Source organism: Sulfoacidibacillus ferrooxidans, assembly GCF_022606465.1.
GTDB classification, from domain to species: domain Bacteria; phylum Bacillota; class Bacilli; order Alicyclobacillales; family SLC66; genus Sulfoacidibacillus; species Sulfoacidibacillus ferrooxidans.
This window is the reverse complement of the sequence record NZ_JALBUF010000026.1, coordinates 1-19,580: the sequence shown is the minus strand read 5'-3', so window position 1 is coordinate 19,580 and position 19,580 is coordinate 1. Positions and strand designations below refer to the sequence as shown.

Annotated in this window: 24 protein-coding genes and 2 pseudogenes; 23 read left to right on the top strand and 3 right to left on the bottom strand. The window is 45.4% G+C overall.

Annotation, left to right across the window (positions count from 1 at the left end; genetic code table 11):
- From MM817_RS15400 to MM817_RS15350, 12 genes and pseudogenes are all read left to right on the top strand, one after another.
- A pseudogene (locus MM817_RS15400) lies at nucleotides 1-260 on the top strand (hypothetical protein); the annotation flags it as partial.
- Between the two features lie 289 nt (nucleotides 261-549).
- On the top strand, nucleotides 550-1,569 hold the full coding sequence (locus MM817_RS15395) for a serine hydrolase domain-containing protein (RefSeq protein WP_241716769.1): 1,020 nt from the start codon (nucleotides 550-552) through the stop codon (nucleotides 1,567-1,569).
- A 222-nt stretch (nucleotides 1,570-1,791) separates the two neighbouring features.
- Nucleotides 1,792-2,790: a hypothetical protein gene (locus MM817_RS15390; protein ID WP_241716767.1), complete on the top strand. Its 999-nt coding sequence runs from the start codon at nucleotides 1,792-1,794 to the stop codon at nucleotides 2,788-2,790.
- A 195-nt stretch (nucleotides 2,791-2,985) separates the two neighbouring features.
- Nucleotides 2,986-3,519, top strand: a complete 534-nt coding sequence (locus MM817_RS15385) for a GNAT family N-acetyltransferase (protein ID WP_241716765.1) — start codon at nucleotides 2,986-2,988, stop codon at nucleotides 3,517-3,519.
- A gap of 182 nt (nucleotides 3,520-3,701) precedes the next feature.
- Complete coding sequence (locus MM817_RS17105) at nucleotides 3,702-3,824, top strand: hypothetical protein (protein WP_272880034.1); 123 nt, start codon at nucleotides 3,702-3,704, stop codon at nucleotides 3,822-3,824.
- Between the two features lie 69 nt (nucleotides 3,825-3,893).
- Complete coding sequence (locus MM817_RS15380) at nucleotides 3,894-4,610, top strand: DUF5694 domain-containing protein (protein ID WP_241716771.1); 717 nt, start codon at nucleotides 3,894-3,896, stop codon at nucleotides 4,608-4,610.
- A gap of 335 nt (nucleotides 4,611-4,945) precedes the next feature.
- Nucleotides 4,946-5,479 carry a GNAT family N-acetyltransferase gene (locus MM817_RS15375; RefSeq protein WP_336605202.1) on the top strand — a complete coding sequence of 178 codons (534 nt, stop codon included), beginning with the start codon at nucleotides 4,946-4,948 and terminating at the stop codon, nucleotides 5,477-5,479.
- A 274-nt stretch (nucleotides 5,480-5,753) separates the two neighbouring features.
- Nucleotides 5,754-6,275: a Uma2 family endonuclease gene (locus tag MM817_RS15370; protein WP_241716761.1), complete on the top strand. Its 522-nt coding sequence runs from the start codon at nucleotides 5,754-5,756 to the stop codon at nucleotides 6,273-6,275.
- Nucleotides 6,276-6,853: 578 nt separating this feature from the next.
- Nucleotides 6,854-7,387: a cysteine hydrolase family protein gene (locus tag MM817_RS15365; protein ID WP_241716758.1), complete on the top strand. Its 534-nt coding sequence runs from the start codon at nucleotides 6,854-6,856 to the stop codon at nucleotides 7,385-7,387.
- A gap of 482 nt (nucleotides 7,388-7,869) precedes the next feature.
- Nucleotides 7,870-9,198 carry a hypothetical protein gene (locus tag MM817_RS15360; protein ID WP_241716756.1) on the top strand — a complete coding sequence of 443 codons (1,329 nt, stop codon included), beginning with the start codon at nucleotides 7,870-7,872 and terminating at the stop codon, nucleotides 9,196-9,198.
- 249 nt (nucleotides 9,199-9,447) lie between these two features.
- A pseudogene (locus MM817_RS15355) lies at nucleotides 9,448-10,519 on the top strand (isocitrate/isopropylmalate dehydrogenase family protein).
- Nucleotides 10,520-10,722: 203 nt separating this feature from the next.
- Complete coding sequence (locus tag MM817_RS15350; RefSeq protein ID WP_241716754.1) at nucleotides 10,723-10,974, top strand: hypothetical protein; 252 nt, start codon at nucleotides 10,723-10,725, stop codon at nucleotides 10,972-10,974.
- Between the two features lie 16 nt (nucleotides 10,975-10,990).
- On the opposite strand, the gene MM817_RS15345 is transcribed toward MM817_RS15350, so the two are convergent.
- Nucleotides 10,991-11,218 (bottom strand): hypothetical protein, encoded by a 228-nt coding sequence (locus MM817_RS15345; protein WP_241716753.1) that lies wholly within the window; start codon nucleotides 11,216-11,218, stop codon nucleotides 10,991-10,993.
- 363 nt (nucleotides 11,219-11,581) lie between these two features.
- On the opposite strand from MM817_RS15345, the gene MM817_RS15340 reads away from it, so the two are divergent.
- The 4 genes from MM817_RS15340 (at nucleotide 11,582) to MM817_RS15325 (ending at nucleotide 12,975) form a co-directional block, all read left to right on the top strand.
- Nucleotides 11,582-11,791, top strand: a complete 210-nt coding sequence (locus MM817_RS15340; RefSeq protein ID WP_241716751.1) for a helix-turn-helix transcriptional regulator — start codon at nucleotides 11,582-11,584, stop codon at nucleotides 11,789-11,791.
- Between the two features lie 140 nt (nucleotides 11,792-11,931).
- On the top strand, nucleotides 11,932-12,588 hold the full coding sequence (locus MM817_RS15335) for a Pycsar system effector family protein (protein ID WP_241716749.1): 657 nt from the start codon (nucleotides 11,932-11,934) through the stop codon (nucleotides 12,586-12,588).
- Between the two features lie 4 nt (nucleotides 12,589-12,592).
- On the top strand, nucleotides 12,593-12,778 hold the full coding sequence (locus tag MM817_RS15330; RefSeq protein WP_241716748.1) for a hypothetical protein: 186 nt from the start codon (nucleotides 12,593-12,595) through the stop codon (nucleotides 12,776-12,778).
- A complete protein-coding gene (locus MM817_RS15325) occupies nucleotides 12,775-12,975 on the top strand; it encodes a hypothetical protein (protein ID WP_241716746.1) in 201 nt (66 codons plus the stop codon). Before MM817_RS15330 ends, MM817_RS15325 begins: the two co-directional genes overlap by 4 nt.
- Before the next feature lie 96 nt (nucleotides 12,976-13,071).
- Here MM817_RS15325 and MM817_RS15320 read toward each other — a convergent pair whose 3' ends face one another.
- On the bottom strand, nucleotides 13,072-13,779 hold the full coding sequence (locus tag MM817_RS15320; RefSeq protein ID WP_241716744.1) for a DUF4145 domain-containing protein: 708 nt from the start codon (nucleotides 13,777-13,779) through the stop codon (nucleotides 13,072-13,074).
- A 784-nt stretch (nucleotides 13,780-14,563) separates the two neighbouring features.
- Here MM817_RS15320 and recJ point away from each other — a divergent pair.
- Entirely contained in the window at nucleotides 14,564-16,222 is a 1,659-nt protein-coding gene (gene recJ / locus MM817_RS15315; protein WP_241716742.1) for a single-stranded-DNA-specific exonuclease RecJ, read from the top strand.
- 188 nt (nucleotides 16,223-16,410) lie between these two features.
- On the opposite strand, the gene MM817_RS15310 is transcribed toward recJ, so the two are convergent.
- Entirely contained in the window at nucleotides 16,411-16,554 is a 144-nt protein-coding gene (locus MM817_RS15310; RefSeq protein ID WP_241716740.1) for a helix-turn-helix transcriptional regulator, read from the bottom strand.
- Nucleotides 16,555-17,188: 634 nt separating this feature from the next.
- Here MM817_RS15310 and MM817_RS15305 point away from each other — a divergent pair.
- From MM817_RS15305 to MM817_RS15280, 6 genes are all read left to right on the top strand, one after another.
- Nucleotides 17,189-17,413 (top strand): helix-turn-helix domain-containing protein, encoded by a 225-nt coding sequence (locus MM817_RS15305; RefSeq protein WP_241716738.1) that lies wholly within the window; start codon nucleotides 17,189-17,191, stop codon nucleotides 17,411-17,413.
- Nucleotides 17,414-17,454: 41 nt separating this feature from the next.
- The gene (locus MM817_RS15300) at nucleotides 17,455-17,739 is read left to right on the top strand and encodes a hypothetical protein (RefSeq protein ID WP_241716736.1); all 285 of its coding nucleotides are present in this window, start codon (nucleotides 17,455-17,457) and stop codon (nucleotides 17,737-17,739) included.
- Nucleotides 17,740-17,861: 122 nt separating this feature from the next.
- Complete coding sequence (locus MM817_RS15295) at nucleotides 17,862-18,107, top strand: immunoglobulin domain-containing protein (protein WP_241716734.1); 246 nt, start codon at nucleotides 17,862-17,864, stop codon at nucleotides 18,105-18,107.
- Entirely contained in the window at nucleotides 18,108-18,341 is a 234-nt protein-coding gene (locus MM817_RS15290; protein WP_241716732.1) for a sigma factor-like helix-turn-helix DNA-binding protein, read from the top strand.
- The gene (locus MM817_RS15285) at nucleotides 18,301-18,504 is read left to right on the top strand and encodes a hypothetical protein (protein WP_241716773.1); all 204 of its coding nucleotides are present in this window, start codon (nucleotides 18,301-18,303) and stop codon (nucleotides 18,502-18,504) included. Before MM817_RS15290 ends, MM817_RS15285 begins: the two co-directional genes overlap by 41 nt.
- 204 nt (nucleotides 18,505-18,708) lie before the next feature.
- On the top strand, nucleotides 18,709-19,416 hold the full coding sequence (locus MM817_RS15280; protein WP_241716730.1) for a hypothetical protein: 708 nt from the start codon (nucleotides 18,709-18,711) through the stop codon (nucleotides 19,414-19,416).
- The last annotated feature ends 164 nt before the right edge of the window (nucleotides 19,417-19,580 follow it).

Below are 19,580 nucleotides of genomic sequence, written 5' to 3'. Positions count from 1 at the left end.
GGGCACTCTACATCTCACGCAAAAAAGCCATTCTTGATGAGGTGAGTCGAGAAGCGTCTTATCGTGAACGACTTGAAGCAGTTCAAAAACAAGTTGAAGTGGCTCAAAAACAAGGACTTGAACAAGGACTTGAACAAGGGCTTGAGCAAGGTAAAAGGGATATCGCACGTATGTTGCTAAAACTCGGCGATTCAGTGGAGAAAATATCGAAAGCCACTGGTCTTTCCGTTGAAGTAATTGAGCAGATGAAAAACGAATAGATAAAACAAGATTAACACCGTCTACCACTGGGTAGGCGGGTTTTTTACATGAAGATGCTTATGGTAAAAGGGATATCTTCCAATTGAATAGTGTGGTATATTCAAAAATATCTATGATAAGAAGATCGTATTCTAACCTATGCCTATATCCATGATTGCATAAGTATGCATGAGTAATGAAAAGCAGTAGCGTCGCTATTGGACCGGAGTGTTGAATAAACGGTCTTTGTATTTTCTGAATAGTGTTATGCTTATTGAGTTAGGGAGATACATAGGAGGACGTTCCACCATGGTAGATATGACGACGGCGATTGGTCACGTACAGGCAAGCAGCGATTTTTCTGGGACTGTGTTAGTTAAAGAGGACACGATTACTTTGGTAGAACTAAGTTACGGCTATGCTAATCGTGCCGAGCAACTGAGAAATAATTCGCTTACACGGTTTGGTATTGCTTCAGGATGTAAGATCTTTACTGCTGTAGCCATTTGTCAGCTTGTTGAAAGCGGGAAACTGTCCTTTGAATCACGGCTTAAAGATTGCGTTGATGGTCACTTCCCCCATTTCAACGAGGAAGTGACCATTCATCATCTTCTGACGCATACATCAGGTATCCCGGACTACTATGATGAAGAGGTCATGGGTGTGGGCGACTTCGAAGAGTTGTGGCGAGAGAGACCGATGTATCATATAAGAACCCTTAAGGACTTCTTGCCATTGTTTCAAAACAGTGCAATGAAATTCGAACCAGGAGCTCAATTCAGCTACAACAATGCTGGATATATTTTGTTGGGATTAGTTGTTGAGGCAACAAGTCAGCAAAGGTTTACAGACTACGTTCTAGAACACGTATTTAACAAGGCTGACATGAGTAGGTCCGGGTATTTTGAGTTTGACACTCTTCCAGGCAATACAGCACAAGGGTATATAGACTTCTCGGATGGTAGTTGGAAGACAAATATCTATTCACTCCCTGCCAAAGGCGGCTCAGATGGTGGGGCATTTGTAACCGTTCACGACATGGATAAGTTCTGGGATGCCCTCATGAGCCATCAGCTGATAAGTCCCGAGATGACACAGCGCATGCTTACGGGCCACGTTCGAGCAGATGATGAAGATTGCTACGGCTATGGGGTCTGGGTTAAAAAGACACCAAAAGGCATCATGAAATATCACGTTATGGGCTACGATCCCGGCGTGAGTTTCCACTCTGCGTACTATCCTGACAAAGCCATGAAATCGATTGTATGCTCAAACAGGTCCACGGGAGCAGCTGATATTATGAGGTGCATCGAGGGTGAAATTCTATAACTGGCTCCGTTGGGTATCCCTCAGGCACGGGGCTTTTCCCTCTTCACAGTTAAACTTCATTTGTGCATATAAATGCAGTGGGTGCCACGCAGATCTTGTGGGACAATCGGGCCGTTTAACGGAATAGCGATTCACGTAAAAAAAGCGCACTTGCGTCATAAGATTCCCCCGACCGTTTAAAACTAGAGACGATAGTATCAATCGTTATAAAGGTGTGAACCCATGTACAAAAGTAGTCACTACTCACTCAACGATGCCACGTTGAATAAGTTTATCGAACGATTTGTTCCTGACCGTGGAGTTTACTATTTCGATGATGATCAAATTTTTTGCTCTCTCCTTAAAAGGGGAATCACTGTCTACAGCCCACAGGAACTTTTGAGGAGCTTCCCGACCTTTTCTTTGGACTACGGCTCTATATACCATATTTGGGACCTAAGTCTCTCAGACACGGCATTTGTCTCGCGCTTGAACCTTGAGGAATTCACGACGCTAAATCCCGTTCTTCAACGCACGCTTTTGGAATACCAGGTTAAGTGTGGTCGCGGACACGTCTATGATGAGCATTGGTTTAGTGATTTTGAACAGCCAAACAGTAACGTCGTGACTGTAGATTCGAATCGGTATTATTTGCTCACCTTGGAAGACTGGCAACAATTCAGCGTGGAAGATCGAAAACGGTGGATTATAAAATGGCTGAAAAACTGGGATGAAAATACCAGGGTGGAAACCATCCTTGACGAACACGTTGAGGTTAGCGAGCGCGTACCATACAATCTCGTAAAGAAATACGCAGGAACATATGCGGAACAGAGTGGTCCGAATTGTTTTGCAGCCGCGATTGCAATGGTTGTAGGTGGTGAACAATGCCATACACTAATTTCACAGTGGTTACACCAAGAACCCTTCTTTCGTTTGCTTGAGGCACATGTATATTCAAAGGTGACAATGTTGCACGAGATGGACTTCTCCTTAGTCGAACCAGCCGATGTGTTGGTCTGGATTACGGAAAATCACGTGGCTGGACACGCTGCATACGCAGTTACTGGTGATTTAGTGTTCCAGAAACATGGACAGGGTTGGGAAAGTCCGTGGCAGATCCTAATGATTAATGATGTTTGGTACAACGAGTATTTGGACGCCGGAGGCAGTATTTCGATATACCGACGCAACATAGGCATGATGCATGAAAATACAGAGACCGACGCACAACGTTGTTGAACTTTGGGGCAGAAGTGTTTAGCAAGGAATTCGAGTAGTGACTATATTCCGTAATTAAATTGATGTAGAATTTTCTTATAAAAATTGAGGAGAGTGTGTCTATGTTTGCCTTCCTGAATTCACCGTTTGAAAGTTTAAACGCACGCAGGGGGCACTAACCTAGTTGCCCCGCTGTAATATGGGGGTAAAATTTAAATGCTAAGTAATCATCAGTTGTTTTGTGGCGAACTAGTGCGACTATGTGCATTTCGTTCAGAAGATGCTTCTGTAATGGCATCTTGGAGTCACGATGCGGAATATCTCAGGAATGTGGATTCTGATATGGCTGTCCCAACCACTGAAGAGTCATTCCAAAGTTTCGTCGGAAAGAGCTCTAATGGCATCGAATTCCTTTTACGGACAGTAGATAATGATACACTTATTGGCTTTGTTGCTTTGCATGGCATTGAGTGGAATAACCAATGTGGGCTCTTAGCTATCGGTATTGGTGAAGAAAATTTCCGAAGCAAGGGTTACGGAACCGATGCGCTACGACTCATTCTGCGATATGCGTTTTCGGAACTGAATTTGAATCGAGTTGGATTGGATGTCATCAGTTACAACAAACGAGGCATACGTGCTTATGAAAAGGTTGGGTTCAAAGTAGAAGGAGCAATGCGTGAATCGGTGCTTCGAGATGGACATAAATATGACCGAATTATCATGAGTATCCTTCGAAATGAATACTAGTGCGACAACAATAGGAAGCCTGATTATCAGGTTTCCTATTGTTGTGACAGAATTGCTATTGCAGTAATGGGCGCGAAAATTTAGGAGTCATTAGCGCTCGCCTGTTGTATGATTATACGACGGGCAATCCTTTCGGAATCTTGCGCAATTGGGCCGGAATGTTCCATAAGGGGGTACTGCTTGTGAAGCGGTATCAGTTAATGGTAGATACACAACGAGGTCTTTTGATATTTTTACCAGAGATGTTGTCAAGCGGCTTTGCAAAACCCATTTATACTTTGAATTCAACGAGACAGGAGATGTAACACGCCAGAAACGCGACTACAGTGGGGTTGTATTGTCAGGTATTTTGGAGGTGTTGTGAGTTGGAAGCAATGGTTTTAGGGGTGTATCACTTCAGCTCATCCTCAGATCAATATACGACAGAGGATGATGTTTTGACGACAGCACGTCAGCATGAGATTGCTGAAGTTGTCAATCTGTTGACATGCTTTCGACCAACCAAAATCGCCGTTGAACACCTCCAGACTGATCAGGCATGGCTAGACCATGAATTTGCCGAGTACGTGAAAGATGACCGCGCACTACCATCCAATGAAGTGTATCAACTAGGCTTTCGAATCGCGAGACAATTGGGCCACCAAAAGCTTTATGCAGTGGACATCCACAACGAAGAAAGTGACCTCGACATCGGACGTGTGTTTGAGTACGCAGAACGCGATTGCCCGATTCTTTTTCAGCAAATAAACAGTGTCGCGCAGGAATTTGTTGTTGAACTTCAGTCCCGCATTCGGTCCGAGTCTGTCCGCCAAGTCCTGCAATGGATGAATGACCCCGCAATGCTTCGCATCTCACACCAACCATACCTCACGATGACGCAATTGGGTGCTGAAACGAGCCGAATTGGGCTGAGGTGGGTTTCGCGCTGGTACGAACGTAATTTGGTTATTTACTCCAATATCTTGAACTTCACTACAAGTGACGATGATCGTTGGCTCGTTATCTACGGTCAAGGTCATGCTCGGCTGTTAGGTCAGTTCCTGTCGGATAGCCGCGGTGTCAAAATAGTCCCAGTCTCGGAGTATTTGTGAATACGACTACTTCTGTCGTCGCTCACTTTAGTTGGCGGTACTTGCTCAGTTTCGCTGTCATCTACCGGCGGTGAGATTGAGCACTGATGGGCACACGATGAGGACTAACGCAACGTCGGCCAGGATGAGTCTGGCAAGGCACGCTGTGATGACAGACGGCCTATGGCACCCACACTGGACTTGGTGGTAACGGGTGCGAAACTGCCATAGTTCCCTACCGCTGGAATGGTGTATTATTATACGATGGCACACGCTTACGGAACATTGCGCATTCGGAACAGAAGTGCTGCATATCAGCTTGGACATAAAATATTGCCAGAGGGTAGGACAGATAGGTGCCGAATTTGGAGACATCACGGCTGTTGTTACGAAGGTGGACTGAAAGGGACATTTTGCCCATGTCACGTATAAACGCTGACCCAGAGGTAATGCAGTGGATTGGCGATGGGACAACACGAACGGAAGACCAAACTAAAGTTTTCATCGAACGCTGCGAAGAAATGTGGGAGACACAGGGCTTCGGGCTGTTTGCTGTAGAGATTCGTGAAACGGGAGAATTGGCGGGCTTCGTGGGGCTATCAGTACCTACGTTCTTGCCTGAGGTCATGCCTTCTGTTGAAATTGGGTGGCGGCTCGGTCGGTGGTTCTGGGGAAAAGGAATCGCCACGGAAGCTGCAAAAGGGACATTACACTTCGGGTTTGAGAATTGTAATCTGAATGAGATTCTTAGTATTTGCCAGATAGGCAACAGTGCGTCTGAACGTATTATGCAAAAACTTGGGATGTATTTTGAACGTGAAACCATAGATTGGTCATGTGGTCGAAGAGTACGAGTGTATGCAGTCAAACGCCAAAATTTCACTGTTTGACAGAAAGGAGCGTCTGGAGTTCAAACAAACGGGTGCGCAACTTTAATATCGATGTGCTACGGTTAATGTATGATTATTCAGAAGGTCATAGAGAAGGCTATTGAGCAACTGGGCAGTATAGCGGAATACCGTCCTCGAGGTAATTGAAAGCCTAATTCCTGCAGGGTACTATGAGAACAAGGCTCTGGTTCGTTTAGCAGAGAGCTGCGACAGCGTGATTGTACTATTTAAATGAAATTGAAGAAGATAAAACTCAATGATGGGGGAGTCCTCAATGGCGGCTGTGAATCCGGAAGACCTCGAACGTTACGAGATGATCGAGGGTGTAGTATATGATATGTCCCCTTCGCCTTCCGAGGGGCATCAGCGGGCGACCACTGCCATAGGGAGTTTGTTTTTTTCAGCCTTCAAAGGGCAATGCAGAACCTACGTCTCTCCTTTCGATGTTTGGCCGACAGGTGACACCAACGATGCGTATGTTCAACCGGATGTGACTGTGATTTGCAATGCCAACAAGATAACACATGATGGGTGTGTCGGAGCACCTGATCTTGTTGTAGAGGTGTTAAGCCCTTCAACTGCAGGGAAAGACCGTAAAGCAAAACTACGTCTGTATCAACGTTCCGGCGTGCGTGAGTACTGGATTGTTGATCCAGTCATGCGAACTGTGGAAGTGTTCAGTATTGATCAAAATATATTTGGCCCTGCGGAAACCTATGCTGCTGGAGAGGATGAATTTGTTCCCGTCGGAATTAAGGAAGGACTTCGAATTTCACTGGGGGATATTTTTAATTGAGCTTTCTATTGGCCGGAGGCTATGCAAAAATGTGCATCGTCGGTCATCATGTGGTGAAAATCCACCCGTCAAGGACTGCGGGCGCGAACCTACCGTGACGTGGGGCAGCAGTAATGCGGCTTTGCGATAGCTCACGGGACAACGTAGCCGTGCCAGATAGAGTGAATCCGGGCCGGAGCTAGGTTACAGAGTGCATGGTGAACACCAGTGAATCCCATATAAACCGCTTCACGCAAAACAATTGAAACACTATGACAGGATTGAACCAAAAGGTAAGTAGCCAGAATGATGGAATGAACGGTGCGTAACTTGAGTTCATAATAATGGGTGCTGATCTTCAAGAAGGATTTGCTCCTGTCCGTGTATAAATATATACCAAGGTATATTTTGGGTTATATCGCTATCGGGCAGTTTTGCGACAGATTGATTCGGCTTTATCACTCTGATCAAGCTGATTGAGGACATTGTAGAGATTGTAAAGGTGCTATAAAGGGGGTTTTTCCAATGATGAAGAAGTAATCTCGGGAGGATTGATCTTCCCTAGTGTACTGGATGATCAAGGGAGGGTGGATCTCGGTATGAGTCAGAAGGCGCTTCTAGTCATTGATGCACAAGTCGGATTGGTCGAAGTTGTTTTCTCTGGGCGCGAGAAAGCTGCCGTCATTGGAACACTTGTTGGACAGGCGCGTTCCGCGAATGTTCCGGTTCTGTTTGTACAGCATGACAGCGATGAAGGTATCCTTCAAGTTGGGTCTCGCGGATGGCAACTCCACTCAGAGATAGGGTATAGGGAAGGGGACCTCGTGGTGCGAAAGCGTGCCTCGGATGCCTTTTATCAGACGTCATTGGAAGAGGAACTCCGGGAACGCGACGTCACAGAAGTGATCATTGCCGGGTTCCAGACGGAGTTTTGCATCGATACGACTACACGTCGAGCGACAACTCTCGGGTTAGACGTCACGTTAGTGGAGGATGCTCACTCTTCATGTGGCAACGAGTTCCTGACTGGTGAGCAAGTGATTAAGCACCATAATCTCACGCTAAACGGGTTCGGCAACGATGAGTTTTGGATCGACGTGCAGCCGAGTGCTGTAGTGAGCTTCTTAGCTTAATGCACGAATGCCTGGACGTTGGCGATCAATGGAGTGCGCCAACGTCCAGGCTTTAGTCAATTCAGCATCGGTGTAGCGCGAGTCAATAGCTTCATGGGTTCATAGGGATAACATTAGACACAGAGCCCGAACGAATGATCGATCACTTTAGGGTGCGAATGCGACAGAATCCCGCACACAGATGAGTGTATAAACACACGATACGCAGTATATTCACTAACCGCGTTTCTTGATGTTAGCGTAGAAAAAACCGATAATACGAATCCAAAAATTGTCTTAGCATGAGTTTTGCGTCATTTTGTTGGCGGGACCCATTGTATATAAAAATCAAAGACAGGCCATTCTGAGTGGCCTGTCTTCGATGCTTTTGTCTCTCTCTTCATGGCTAGCCAGATTTAGTCGTATCGAATTTTGTAACCTAATCCCTTTGAGCCTCGTCAAAGTATAAGAAGTGTTCCAATCTGCTCCACGAGGTGAATTCAATGTTTTCATATAAAAACCTAGGCATCGGCATTGCTGTTCTTACACTCACGACCATCGGGGTGACTGGTTGCGCGACAAATGGGAGTCAGCAACCAGTCGGTGGACCCACTTCTCCATCAAATCAAACTGTGACTAAAACCACAAACTCAACTATCTCAAACAGCACGAACAATGCTCCAGCCACCGTGACAGCCAACACAACACAGAATACTGTAGGCACCGGGAACTCGACTAACAGCGTGAAGATTTTATCCAATCAACCGAATTCCTCTGCACATCAGTTTCCGAACATCGTCAGCATGGCGATGCAGCACTTTCCGGCTAACGTGCTGAGCCGTCCAGAAGTGCCAACCATTTTAGCTACTCCAACTTCAGGATCGAATCAGTTGTTCTATCGCACGTGGGATACGACTACAGGATCAATATTGAATTACAGTGTGCAGTTTTCGTCGCCTCATAATCAGCTAGCAACGTTTATGGGATCAACTTTTTCTGGGATTTCGGCGGGCGATTCGGTCTGGCTGCCAAACGGGATGCCGAATAACGCAAAGGTAACAACCTCCAGTGTCGATCTCACATCTGGGATTGTAGCCAAAGAGCAAACATTCGTGGCCCCGAAGAACAGTGCGAAAGAAGTATCATCGAACTCTTTAACGTGGAGCGAGGGGCGTTGGAAGATAGAGGTAGCACGTACAGAGAGCACACAAGTGCCGACTGCTGAGGCCGATGCTGTGGCTTCTTTTCTGCACAGTCATTTTATGCCCGTCCCGCAAACCAAAGGGACGATTTACGTAAATGTTTATCCGGGTGAAACAGCTCAAGGACATCTGTCTGGAACAAGTGTCAGTGAAACGATTAAGTGGCAAGAAGGCCAGCACGTGTACGAAATTGACACCTACAGCCACTGTAAGAACCCGATTCGAACAGGGTTAGCGATGGCGATGTCAATGAAACCTTATAGTGCAGGATCTCAAGTTACATTGAGTTCTCGCGGGTCTAATGCTAGTTCTCCTCATGTTACGTTGGAGTCTGTCCAAGTGAATGCGAACAGTCTGACTCTCTATACAACACATGGAACAATGCAAACTGCGTACACGAATCCTCGTATTTCACATGGCGTATTCATGGTCGATTTAGTCAACATGAGTCTCACATCTGGCATATCCGTGGGGAAGACTTATAGCAAGGACGGACTATCCTATGAGTTTGCGGATCATGGGCCGGATCTTACATTGACATGTCATTTTGCGGCCAATCCTCCGAGTGCAGTTCAAACCGGTATAGGTGGGGGAGACATGATTGGTTTCACATTCACGTACAGCAAATGACTCTATAGGGTCACAAAACCGCCATCTGCCGCTAAAGGGCGCGAAACCGCCATAGTCATCGAGGAGCCGGTGTGTATGATTATTCAAGTGCCTGTCGAACGATGTCCTGCAGTTTCGGGCCGTTTTGCGCAGCAAGAGACTTAAGGGATTGGGACTATCTTGAAATATTATAACACTAATTGAAAGACTGATACTTACTAGTCAGATTTTTTATTAGGGTTTAGACTTTCGTATGGAGGTGAATCAGGAATGCGTTATCGTATGGGCATTCTGAACGGTGATGGAATTGGTCCCGAAATCGTATCATCTACCGTGACAGTGCTATCAGAAGCTGCAAAGCATGTACCGCAAGTGGAGTTTGAATGGGTTAATCTCTCAATGGGATGCTATCCATCAATACGGAGAAGCAATACCAAAAGAAACTAAGCAGAAGTTGGATGAGTGTCATGGGTGGATTATGGGACCACATGATTCAGCATCTTATCCAGAAAGCGAAAAGCAAAAACGCAACCCAAGCGGTGAACTACGCCATCACTTTGATTTATACGCCAATATCAGACCATCGAAAACATATGCTGGATTATGGAGTGTTGTTCCAAAGGCTGATTTGATCATTGTCCGTGAAAATACGGAAGGTTTTTATCCTGATCGGAATATGTACATTGGCAGTGGAGAATGGATGCCGACACCTGATGTCGCACTGTCGGTAGGAGTATTTACAAAGAAGACTGCAGAGCGCGTAGCCCATTCTGCGTTCCAGTTGGCGATGGCACGAAAAAAACATGTCACGATTGTACATAAAGCAAACGTCATCAAACTCGGTACTGGTTTATTTTTAAATACGTGCCGTGCAGTAGCAGAGGAGTATCCAGAAGTACAGGTCGATGATTATCATATCGACGCCATGACTGCACATCTCGTCAGACGCGCATCGAATTTTGATATCATTGTGACGACAAACATGTTTGGAGATATCCTCTCTGATTTAGCAGGCGAATTGGTCGGAAGCCTTGGGTTATCGCCATCTTTAAATGTTGGTCACGATAAAGCTATGGCGCAAGCTGCACATGGAGCTGCACCAGACATCGAGGGAAAAGGTATTGCGAACCCAACAGGAGAGATGCTTTCAGCAGTTATGTTACTGGATTGGTTGTCAGTGAAACACGATGACTCGCATCTAGAACGGATAGGGCGACTTGTTGAAACAGCGATATTTGCAACTATAGAGTCAAAGGAAACAACCCCAGATTTGGGTGGTAGTTCGACGTGTACTGAGTTTACCGATGCCGTCATCAAAAAGCTCGGTGATTGTGCAAAGTAAACCGAATGGTTCTAGGATAATGATGTATATTTTGGGCGTATCTTCGGGTGCATAAACGATGTAAGCTTTAGTCGTTGAGCTTTGCATGAATATGCAGTATGGTCGTGACAGCCTTGCGTCGCAATCGGACAGCAGTGTGTTCAACAAGGGATTGCGGATGCAATAGTGTGTCTAGTTCTTTAGCGATTCAAGGAGGCATTCATTTGATCGGGAAAGCAGTTGTTATTGGATTTTCACCAGAACTAAGTACACAAAGCCCGTGTGTTGGTCAATTTGATCTGGGTAAGAAAGCCCGTGAAGAATTGAAATTGGACATTCATGATTTCGTCGGAAGTCTCAGTGGTCCCGAAGTCGCATTCCTCTTTGAAAAAGGATTTGACTATCCAGACCGCTCGACTCAATATCTCAATGATGTCCTACGGTTCAATGACGAACGCTTCAATCAAAGCAAATAAATCCAACGGAGCACCATTAAGTAGTAGAAGTGCATGGATTTAAAAAACCATGCACTTCTATACGTTTACTGCGGATTACGCGGCAAATTGATAAGCCTCGTAGTTTTAATATACGGTAAATGCCTTGAATGTGGTACTCTCTTTCTTCGAATTCCACCAATTCCTCGTCGTTTTTGATGAGTTCCAAACCCGTATTCCACAACCAATTTTCTGGTTGGAAACTCGTATCTTCTTGCCCTAACATGAGAGCCGCCTAATGAGATAGATTTAAAAACAATAATTGCTGACCTTGCTAACCGTCGAGTCGAAACTTCATGCGATAGGCAGGCGTTACAGGTTTCTGTGGGGTCCCGTATATCTTATACGATCGACCGCCACGCGTTTGTATGGTGTTTTCAAGAGTCATGGCTTTTCTCCCATCCTTCTTCAAACCATTGTATGACGGTGTTCCATATTTTATACCGACTGAAAATAAATTTAATAAGAGTGTTTTTAGAAGGAGTGCAAATGGATGGTGCAATATATTTGTCTAAAAATTTTAGTACAATAATACTTGTACATCCGCTCCTAAAAATGGTAGGGTGGAATTAACTTGGAGGTGCCGAGTTTGGCTGAACAGAAATTTGATTCCTACTTGAAGGATGCCAGGCTGAGAAAGGGACTGTCCCAAGAAGAGCTCGCACGTCAGGCGAATGTCAGCAAAGAAACCATTCGAAACATCGAAAAGGGATTGTCCATCCCAAATGTCTTATTGGCAATCGGATTGGGTGCGCTTCTGGGCGTGGCGGTCACTGAACTTTTTATGGAAAGGGGATAATGCTGATAAACACGGAATTGAAGATTATCGGTGCGGTTCTAGCGATTGCAAGTGCAGTCGGGGTTATTAAGAAGCAGCGCAAGGTCATCGCACAAAACTTAAAGTAACAGCTACATAAAATAGAATAGCAGGGTGATGAAGTGCCTGGAGGAAATCCGCAAGATAGCGGTCAGGGACAGCCTTTTACAAATGAATTGAATGTTGGAAGCATTAATATTGTTCTGGAGCACAGCAAAGGCGAAGGCGATACAGAGCAACAGCCTGCAAATGACTGTAAGATTAAGGAACTGTCAGAATCAAATGGATTGAAACCAGAAAGCATGAACATTGTTCTGGACCTCTTTAAAAACGAATATGATGCAGAGCATGAACGTGCCAGCACCTTTGAAGGCAGGTCTGGAATATTAATCACGCTTGCAGGTGCAATATTAGCTTTTGAAGCCCAGAATTTCATCGTTCCTAAAAAGGGGAGCGTTGCATCAGCCGGTTTGTTGGTTGCATTTGAAATCATTTCGCTGGCTTTACTTGTGGCGAGTATGATCGCGTTAATTAAAGTGGTATCTACACGAACTTTTTATCGAGTGGATTTTGAGTCCTTTCGTACCGGCGGAGCGTATTATGACGACTTCACTACGGTCATAGGAACGCTGATTGTGACATACAGCGATTCCATTAAGAAAACTGAACGGGTAATCGAGACTCGTTCACGGTGGTTTTCCACGGGTCTCTGGTTACTCGTAGCAGGTCTAATCTGTGTAACTGTTTCTAGAGTAATGTCACTATACATCGGGGGGTGAGCCTGTGGTAAAGTCCTATGAAAATGCAAAGCAGCAGTTTTTAAACAGCACGAGAAAACCGATACCAGCAAGTTCCAATCCCAATAACCAATTCCAATCGGCAGGTCTTCGCCAAATTGAAAAGAGCTTGAATGCCGACCGCTTACGTCCGGTCACAGACAGTCAGACTGATAGGCGGGATAAAAAGTGAGCGATCAGAAGAAATCCTACGATCAAGCGAAGAGTCAATTTTTGGGCTCACAACAAAAACCTGCATCACAAGCTTCATCCAAAGCACCAAATTTTAAATCCGCTGGTTTAAGAGCCATCAATGAAAACGACCAATCGGCGTTACGTAGTATCCAAGCCGGTCGTGAAAAACCGAACAAGAAGAAAGGCAATGAATGACCACCTTCGGGTGGTCTTTTCTCCGGAATGGGCATTGGAACAGGTGTCAAAGTAGGTTTTAATACCTGTTCCAATTGCGATGTATCCAGATTGGTTTTACTTTTTCGTTTCCAGCCGGTATGTGTCCAATTCGTAGATACTATGGACAATGCTTTCAATGACTTCAACGCCTGATTTAATCGTTATCTGTTGTGGTTCCTTTATTTCATGAGCTGCATAATTACCCAGTTCTCGAATTTGATGCAGGACACTAGCTTGTTTCTTTACCAGAAATCCACCTTCAACGAGTCCGTTGATTTTTCCTTCTAGGTTTTCGGAACAGACGTAATTTCCATCTTTCATAACCGGTTCATCCGAATTCTTTTTATATATAATTCCCTTTTTCACCTTTAAGTCTAGGCAAATGGCTTCTACTATCGCCCGTAGACCAATGGCGGACAACAGAAGCGATTTGTCATTGTATGCATCGACAACTTGTCCGTACAGTTTAGATAGGAATGAGGGCATAGATGTGAAGGATTTCGCTTCTATCGTCCAATAATGACTACTTTTTCTTTCTGGCTCTGGGGGATAGACGGATAAATCCTTGAAATAATCCCCCTCTTCGTTAATCATAGTGTTGTCGCAATAAATCGAAGCGAAGTGAACATTGTCACAGCCTCGACATTGAACGATATAGTACTCTCCATACCAATCATATCCATACTCTGGATCAAAATCCCTAACTTCGTGCTTTAAAACGATTTCGTGGTTCTGTTTGCGTTTGCATGTCGCACAATAAATATTTTCACGTAATGGATCCATGTGACACCTCTCTTATTTCAATCGTGCATGACCGTTGCTTGTATAATTATAGTCATAAAACGCTCTTATCGGGCGTTGAGTTGGTTTTGTAATACGGCTAGGCAATCGGTGCAGATTTGAACGTCATCATATTAGTTTTCGATGTATTCCGCCAGAGCAACCTCATCTTCGTTAAAATCGAAATCCGCCGACATTTTAACGAAAAAATACGCTAATACAATTATTGGAACCAAGATGCCGGTTTTCTTTAAACAGTAGCGATTGACTTAGAGTGGGTCTCGAAAAAGAATGAGAGGCCCGCTATTTTTATGCCAATCTAGCAATAAAACTACTTGCGCATAAGGGTAACGAATGTGCAAGAAGACCCTCCTTTTCTTATGCGCTATTTATACATTATTTTTGCATAAATAGCGCATAAGAACCTAACTGAGTCTGTATCCTGTGTGTGCATGCTATGCCGTAATAGGTGCAAGAAAAAAGACAAACTCCTCGTTCCTTTTTGGCACATGATGTGATGACCGTTTATGATCATCGTGAAAAACCATGTCGCTTGGCATTCGTCCGCCCCTTTTTTCAAACGGGTGCGTCTATGACCAAGCGTCTATAGAGAAACTTCTTGCGAAAATCTGCACGTCTATTTTGCAATCCACTTTGAACATAGAACCCCATACTACTCATCCTTCATCTTCATAGATGACTTCTGTAAACTCTATCAGAATACAAAACAGATAGCGTTATTTTCGTGTATTCTTGAGTAGACACAGACTTAGTGAGGGATCTTTTCATGAAACGTTGGATAGGTAGGCAAGCAGATATCGAACTTGCTCAACACATCGCACATACCCATCAACTCCACCCACTCATTGCGCGCATTGTAGCAGCGCGTGGTTATGACGTAGCATCGACACAAGCGTTTCTATCTCCATCACGCGCACAACTTCATGACCCCTTTCTCATGCACGACATGCACAAGGCAGTAGCGCGTATACAGGATGCGATTGTGCGCAAGGAAACCGTGATGATCTTTGGTGACTACGACGTCGATGGCGTTTCATCGGTCACGATTCTCGTCAAAGCCTTGCGTAAACTGGGCGTAGATCCCCTTTGGCGCGTGCCGGATCGATTTTGCGAAGGCTACGGGATTCGTCCGCAAGCGGTCATCGACGCGAAGGAGCAAGGTGTCCATCTCATCATCACTGCGGACAATGGAATCGCCGCACTCGAAGCGGCAGATCTTGCGCGTACAAGTGGGATCGATCTCATCGTGACGGATCATCACCATATTGGCCATCAACTGCCTGACGCCTATGCACTTGTCCATCCAGCGCTCGGCGATTACCCGTTTTCTGAGTTATGCGGGGCAGGTGTGGCGTTCAAGCTTGCGCAAGCGTTACTCGGTGTTTTCCCGGAAGAATTAATGGAGTTAGTGGCACTCGCTACGATTGCCGATCAAGTCCCACTGATTGGCGAGAATCGTATCTTCGTTAAAGAAGGCTTGCGTCAGATCAATCGGTCTCCAAGCGTAGGCATCCATGCACTAGCTGATGTGGCTAACAGCAAGCAAGGTGTAACGTCAACACACGTGGCGTTCCAGTTGGCTCCTCGCATCAATGCCATCGGTCGTCTGGCTCATGCCAAGCGTGCGGTTGAACTGCTTCTTGCAGATGATCCAATAGAAGCAGAACGTCTAGCGCTTGAAGCTCACGCACTCAATCACAAGCGACAAGTCATTCAAGAGCACATCTACATGTCAGCGCTAGCTCAGATCGAAGAACACGCTTGGACAGATCAAACACTCGTTGTCGCAGGTGAATCGTGGCATGAAGGAGTCATTGGGATCGTCGCAGGGAAACTCACGCAAAACCTGTACAAGCCTACGCTGTGCCTGTCGATCAAAGATGGCGTCGCTAAAGGATCAGGACGGAGTGTACCTGGTGTGGATCTCTATGCGTTGTTGCAGGCGGTACAAGCAAAAACAAGTGTGTTCACGGCGTTTGGTGGCCACGCAGCGGCGGCAGGATTCTCCTTACCTGCAGATCGAATTAACGACTTACGGAGTGCATGGGCAACGGTCGCACAGGGTATCGAGTGGGAACCACCGCATATCGATGTGGATGCACCGCTACACGTGCATGAATTGACACCGCAGTTCATCGCCGATCTGAAACGACTTGAACCGTTTGGCCAAGCGAATTCAGAGCCTATTTTCTTTTTGCGCGATGTACACATTGGAGATGTACAGACGATGGGCGCCAAACAGCAACAACTACGCGCACGCGTGAAAGAAGGAACGGGACGTAGCTATTCGCTCGTCGCGTTTGGAGAAGGGGAACGGATTGCACAATGGCTAGAACGAACCCAGCGTCATGTGCTTGTCCATGTGGAGGAGAACCGCTATCGAGACATGGTACAGATTCAGATGCGATGGGTGGAGGCGAAATGAGCAAACAACGTTGGCATTATTGCTGGAACTGTCGATGCATGTTGCTAAGCGAAACATGCGGTGGGGAAGGTCATGCTCATCACTTTTGCAAATCATGTCCAAAAAGGACACAAAAATGCTTGGAAGAAATGGTCACTCTGTCCATATCTCCTCAATAGATCATTCAAGCGCCTTAGCAATTCGCTTGGCTACAGGGAGCTGGGGGTTCGTTTCCCGTTGACAATGTCACTCAGTGTTTGATAGGTGATCCCCACTCGATCAGCTAACCAGGTTTGTTTGATTCCTCTTTTTTGAAGGACCTCACGCAATCGATTGGATTCTGCCATATTCATTTTCCCTTTCCTTATAACCTATCCATTTGACGATTGCTTCAAACGGACATGAAACAACATGTCGATTGATACCTAGAGACAAGCCATCCTCCCATAGAACAAAAGAAAATCATCTATAAATGGCTCTTCTTCATGCGTAAAAAGAACCATTCAAAGTGTCTTTATAGAGTAGAACCATCCATGGCTTGTATAAAGAACATATGTTCGATATAATGTTTTCAACTCCAAGGAAAACTGGAGGCGAGGCGCTTATGAATCATGTGAACTCTTTGAAATACGAAGAAGCAAGAAGTATTCGTTGGTGTGTGTAAGTCATTCGACATGCAGCTGTTCGCGCAAGAATTATAAAAGCTAGACAAACACGAGAAGTACTTTTGAGCCAAACGCACTCCTCTGCTGAAGAAGACCCTTTGGCTGCCGTTCCATGCCCAACTTCATCTCATTTATTTACGCAAGTCGAAATGGATATGCTCCTTCACCAACTTCCGCTTTTCGAGTCCATCATTTTGTATGAAATGTATGAGCATGGATATACCCAACAAGAAATAGCCGCTCATCTATAGCTGACACAACAGCAAGTGAGCCGCCTACATCAACGCGCATTGCACACCCTGCGAACCATGTGGTGGAATGCATGAATGTGCGGATCAAAGATGTGCTCGCACGCGCAAAGGCTGGAGATGCCAAAGCCATGGAAGACATCCTTTTGCGTTTTGACCGACTCATTCGCAAGGTATCGATGAGTCATGGCGTAGTCGATGAAGAGATTGCACAAGAAGTGCGGGAAGAGTTAGTGAGAAAGGTGCGCAGGCGAATCGAAAAAACCGAACCACACGCAAAAGAGAAGCCAGCGCCTTAACTGTGTGCCTGGCTTTATGTGCGAATCAAGGAGGGGATGGCATGGAGATGACTCTTTTTTCTCAAGCTTCGCTGCATACTTTGGCGGGGACGAGTCTTGCTGTTCTTGTGATCGTCCAAGCGATCAAGGAGCTACCTTTCATTCGACAGATTCCTACGCAACCACTCGCGCTGCTTGTAGGGATGATCCTCCTATTGATGCTTACTCCCCCAATCCCTCCTACACCGATTAAATGGGCGACAGATCTTCTCAACGGCTTGCTCTCTGGCTTTGTTGCCATTGGCGGATGGCACGTGCTGGTTGCGAAGAAAACGGAGAAAAAATAAAAAATCCACACAGAGTGCGTAAAAAGCCAAGGTCAAAGTGTCTTTATAAGGTGAGGTGAACAAGAATAATTTGTATTCAGTAATCGATGTATTGGTGAAAACATATCCAGACGTCTGCAATAATGATCGCTGTCAGAGACGTCGCACCAGACCAACGCTATGAATATGAACGAGCAAAGGAGGAATCTAGCATAAAGACCTATACCCCAGAACAAGAAGTAGCTTGGATTCGCAAGATTATTCGTTGCGAAATGCTCAATGAACGCAAGCGCTATCAACGCTGGAATCGAGAAGTACTGATTCTTAACGCTCCTATTGATCCCAATCACGATGAAGAATGGATAGAACAAGTTTCAGAGAGCAGTTGATTGAGCCTAGAAGAGCATGCAGAGCTGACTTTACTGCTAGAACTACTCCTTGCGCGGGAACGACAAGTTTTAATTGGGCTATATTTTGTTGATCAATCTCAACGTGAAGTTGGGGAGCGATTAGGAATGAGTCAAATGATGGTCAGCAAAATTCATCGTCAGGCTATTGGACATATGAAGGAGATGTTGTCCGATGAAATGTACGGTGGAAACGGTTCATCACTTGTTACATGAGGCGCATGAAGGGAGAAGTGATGCAGCGATTCAACTATGTGATTGTTTTACAGACGAGATGAGAAAGTTGTCTAAGATGTTGCCTGAAAAAGCTCGCCAGGATGGAGAACAGAGAGCATGTTTACGCTTGATTTTAGAGTCCACGAAAAAAATTTATGAATGAGGTTTTCAAAAGTGCAAGTCGGATTGTTGTAAAGAGTAGAGGGACAAAACCAAGGATGTATCCCTTATCTGATTTACACTGACCAGTGTAAATCAAGAATGCGAAGGAGGTAAATAAAACATCAACATGGCACATGCATAATGTCATTAAACGATCTTCAATCTACGTAAGGTTGATCAGTACATTTGAAAGGAGTCGGATGGTATGTATTATGGAAGTGACAGCAATACGGGAGAGGCTTTTTACAATAGTTCTACTGCACGTGCACCACTTGATTTTTACATTGGGGAACTCGGTTTTGGAACTTCTTCCAATCAATCAGCATGTGGTGGTGAAGCCGCTTTTAACACTCAAGCTGCAGAAACTGTAGCCCAGAAGGGAAATCCGGTTCCAGTCTGGGGCTACTGGTTCCTGATGGGACCAAAAGCCGATCCGAATTATAATGGAACAACCACCCAAGCATATGATTGGGGAGTAGCTCAAGGCAAGGCCGCGGCCAAATCGTGGGAGAGCAATTTAAATGTGTATGGGTACACCATATTTGCAGACGTGGAGACGTATGTTCCATCAGGGTGTACCGCTCCTACAAACATGGGTTGGCTCACCGCCCAAACTTCGACAGATTATAGTTTGAATCAAGAAGTTTGGAAAGGCTATTGTGTCGGGGTTTCCGCCGTTAGTACGGAGTTTATCGCCGGGGTGTATTGCTCTCCTGGGAATTGGAGTACTCTCATGAATAATATGTCGCTCACAAATGTTCCAATTTGGACATCCGAAAGTGACATCGTCTCGAATTCTTGTCCAACGAGTATGTCGGGCGCAGAGGGGTTTGGAGGCGGAGTATTGTACTTCTGGCAATTTAGCAGCTTAGTTGACGGCGATTACGATGTAGCCATCAACTATCCGGGATAAGTACGTGAGATCACCCGCTGCCCATTTTTGCTGTGGGTTGCTGTTAGGCTATAGGGGTGGACACAACGAATCGAGAGTGTGAAAATAAGTAAATCGATTCGAGGTGTTCATGGTGACAAAGACAAATAGATACAGCACGGAATTTAAATTGAATACGGTGAAAA

Excerpts from the sequence above, each read along its gene's own strand:
- MM817_RS15320 (WP_241716744.1), bottom strand. The coding sequence starts at position 13,779 with ATGGATCCATTACGTGAAAATATTTATTGTGCGACATGCAAACGCAAA.
- MM817_RS15385 (WP_241716765.1), top strand. The coding sequence starts at position 2,986 with ATGCTAAGTAATCATCAGTTGTTTTGTGGCGAACTAGTGCGACTATGT.
- MM817_RS15300 (WP_241716736.1), top strand. The coding sequence starts at position 17,455 with ATGGAGATGACTCTTTTTTCTCAAGCTTCGCTGCATACTTTGGCGGGG.
- MM817_RS15360 (WP_241716756.1), top strand. The coding sequence starts at position 7,870 with ATGTTTTCATATAAAAACCTAGGCATCGGCATTGCTGTTCTTACACTC.
- recJ (WP_241716742.1), top strand. The coding sequence starts at position 14,564 with ATGAAACGTTGGATAGGTAGGCAAGCAGATATCGAACTTGCTCAACAC.
- MM817_RS15395 (WP_241716769.1), top strand. The coding sequence starts at position 550 with ATGGTAGATATGACGACGGCGATTGGTCACGTACAGGCAAGCAGCGAT.
- MM817_RS15390 (WP_241716767.1), top strand. The coding sequence starts at position 1,792 with ATGTACAAAAGTAGTCACTACTCACTCAACGATGCCACGTTGAATAAG.
- MM817_RS15345 (WP_241716753.1), bottom strand. The coding sequence starts at position 11,218 with ATGTTAGGGCAAGAAGATACGAGTTTCCAACCAGAAAATTGGTTGTGG.
- MM817_RS15305 (WP_241716738.1), top strand. The coding sequence starts at position 17,189 with ATGAATGTGCGGATCAAAGATGTGCTCGCACGCGCAAAGGCTGGAGAT.
- MM817_RS15285 (WP_241716773.1), top strand. The coding sequence starts at position 18,301 with ATGAAATGTACGGTGGAAACGGTTCATCACTTGTTACATGAGGCGCAT.
- MM817_RS15370 (WP_241716761.1), top strand. The coding sequence starts at position 5,754 with ATGGCGGCTGTGAATCCGGAAGACCTCGAACGTTACGAGATGATCGAG.
- MM817_RS15310 (WP_241716740.1), bottom strand. The coding sequence starts at position 16,554 with ATGAATATGGCAGAATCCAATCGATTGCGTGAGGTCCTTCAAAAAAGA.
- MM817_RS15365 (WP_241716758.1), top strand. The coding sequence starts at position 6,854 with ATGAGTCAGAAGGCGCTTCTAGTCATTGATGCACAAGTCGGATTGGTC.
- MM817_RS15380 (WP_241716771.1), top strand. The coding sequence starts at position 3,894 with ATGGTTTTAGGGGTGTATCACTTCAGCTCATCCTCAGATCAATATACG.
- MM817_RS15280 (WP_241716730.1), top strand. The coding sequence starts at position 18,709 with ATGTATTATGGAAGTGACAGCAATACGGGAGAGGCTTTTTACAATAGT.
- MM817_RS15295 (WP_241716734.1), top strand. The coding sequence starts at position 17,862 with ATGATCGCTGTCAGAGACGTCGCACCAGACCAACGCTATGAATATGAA.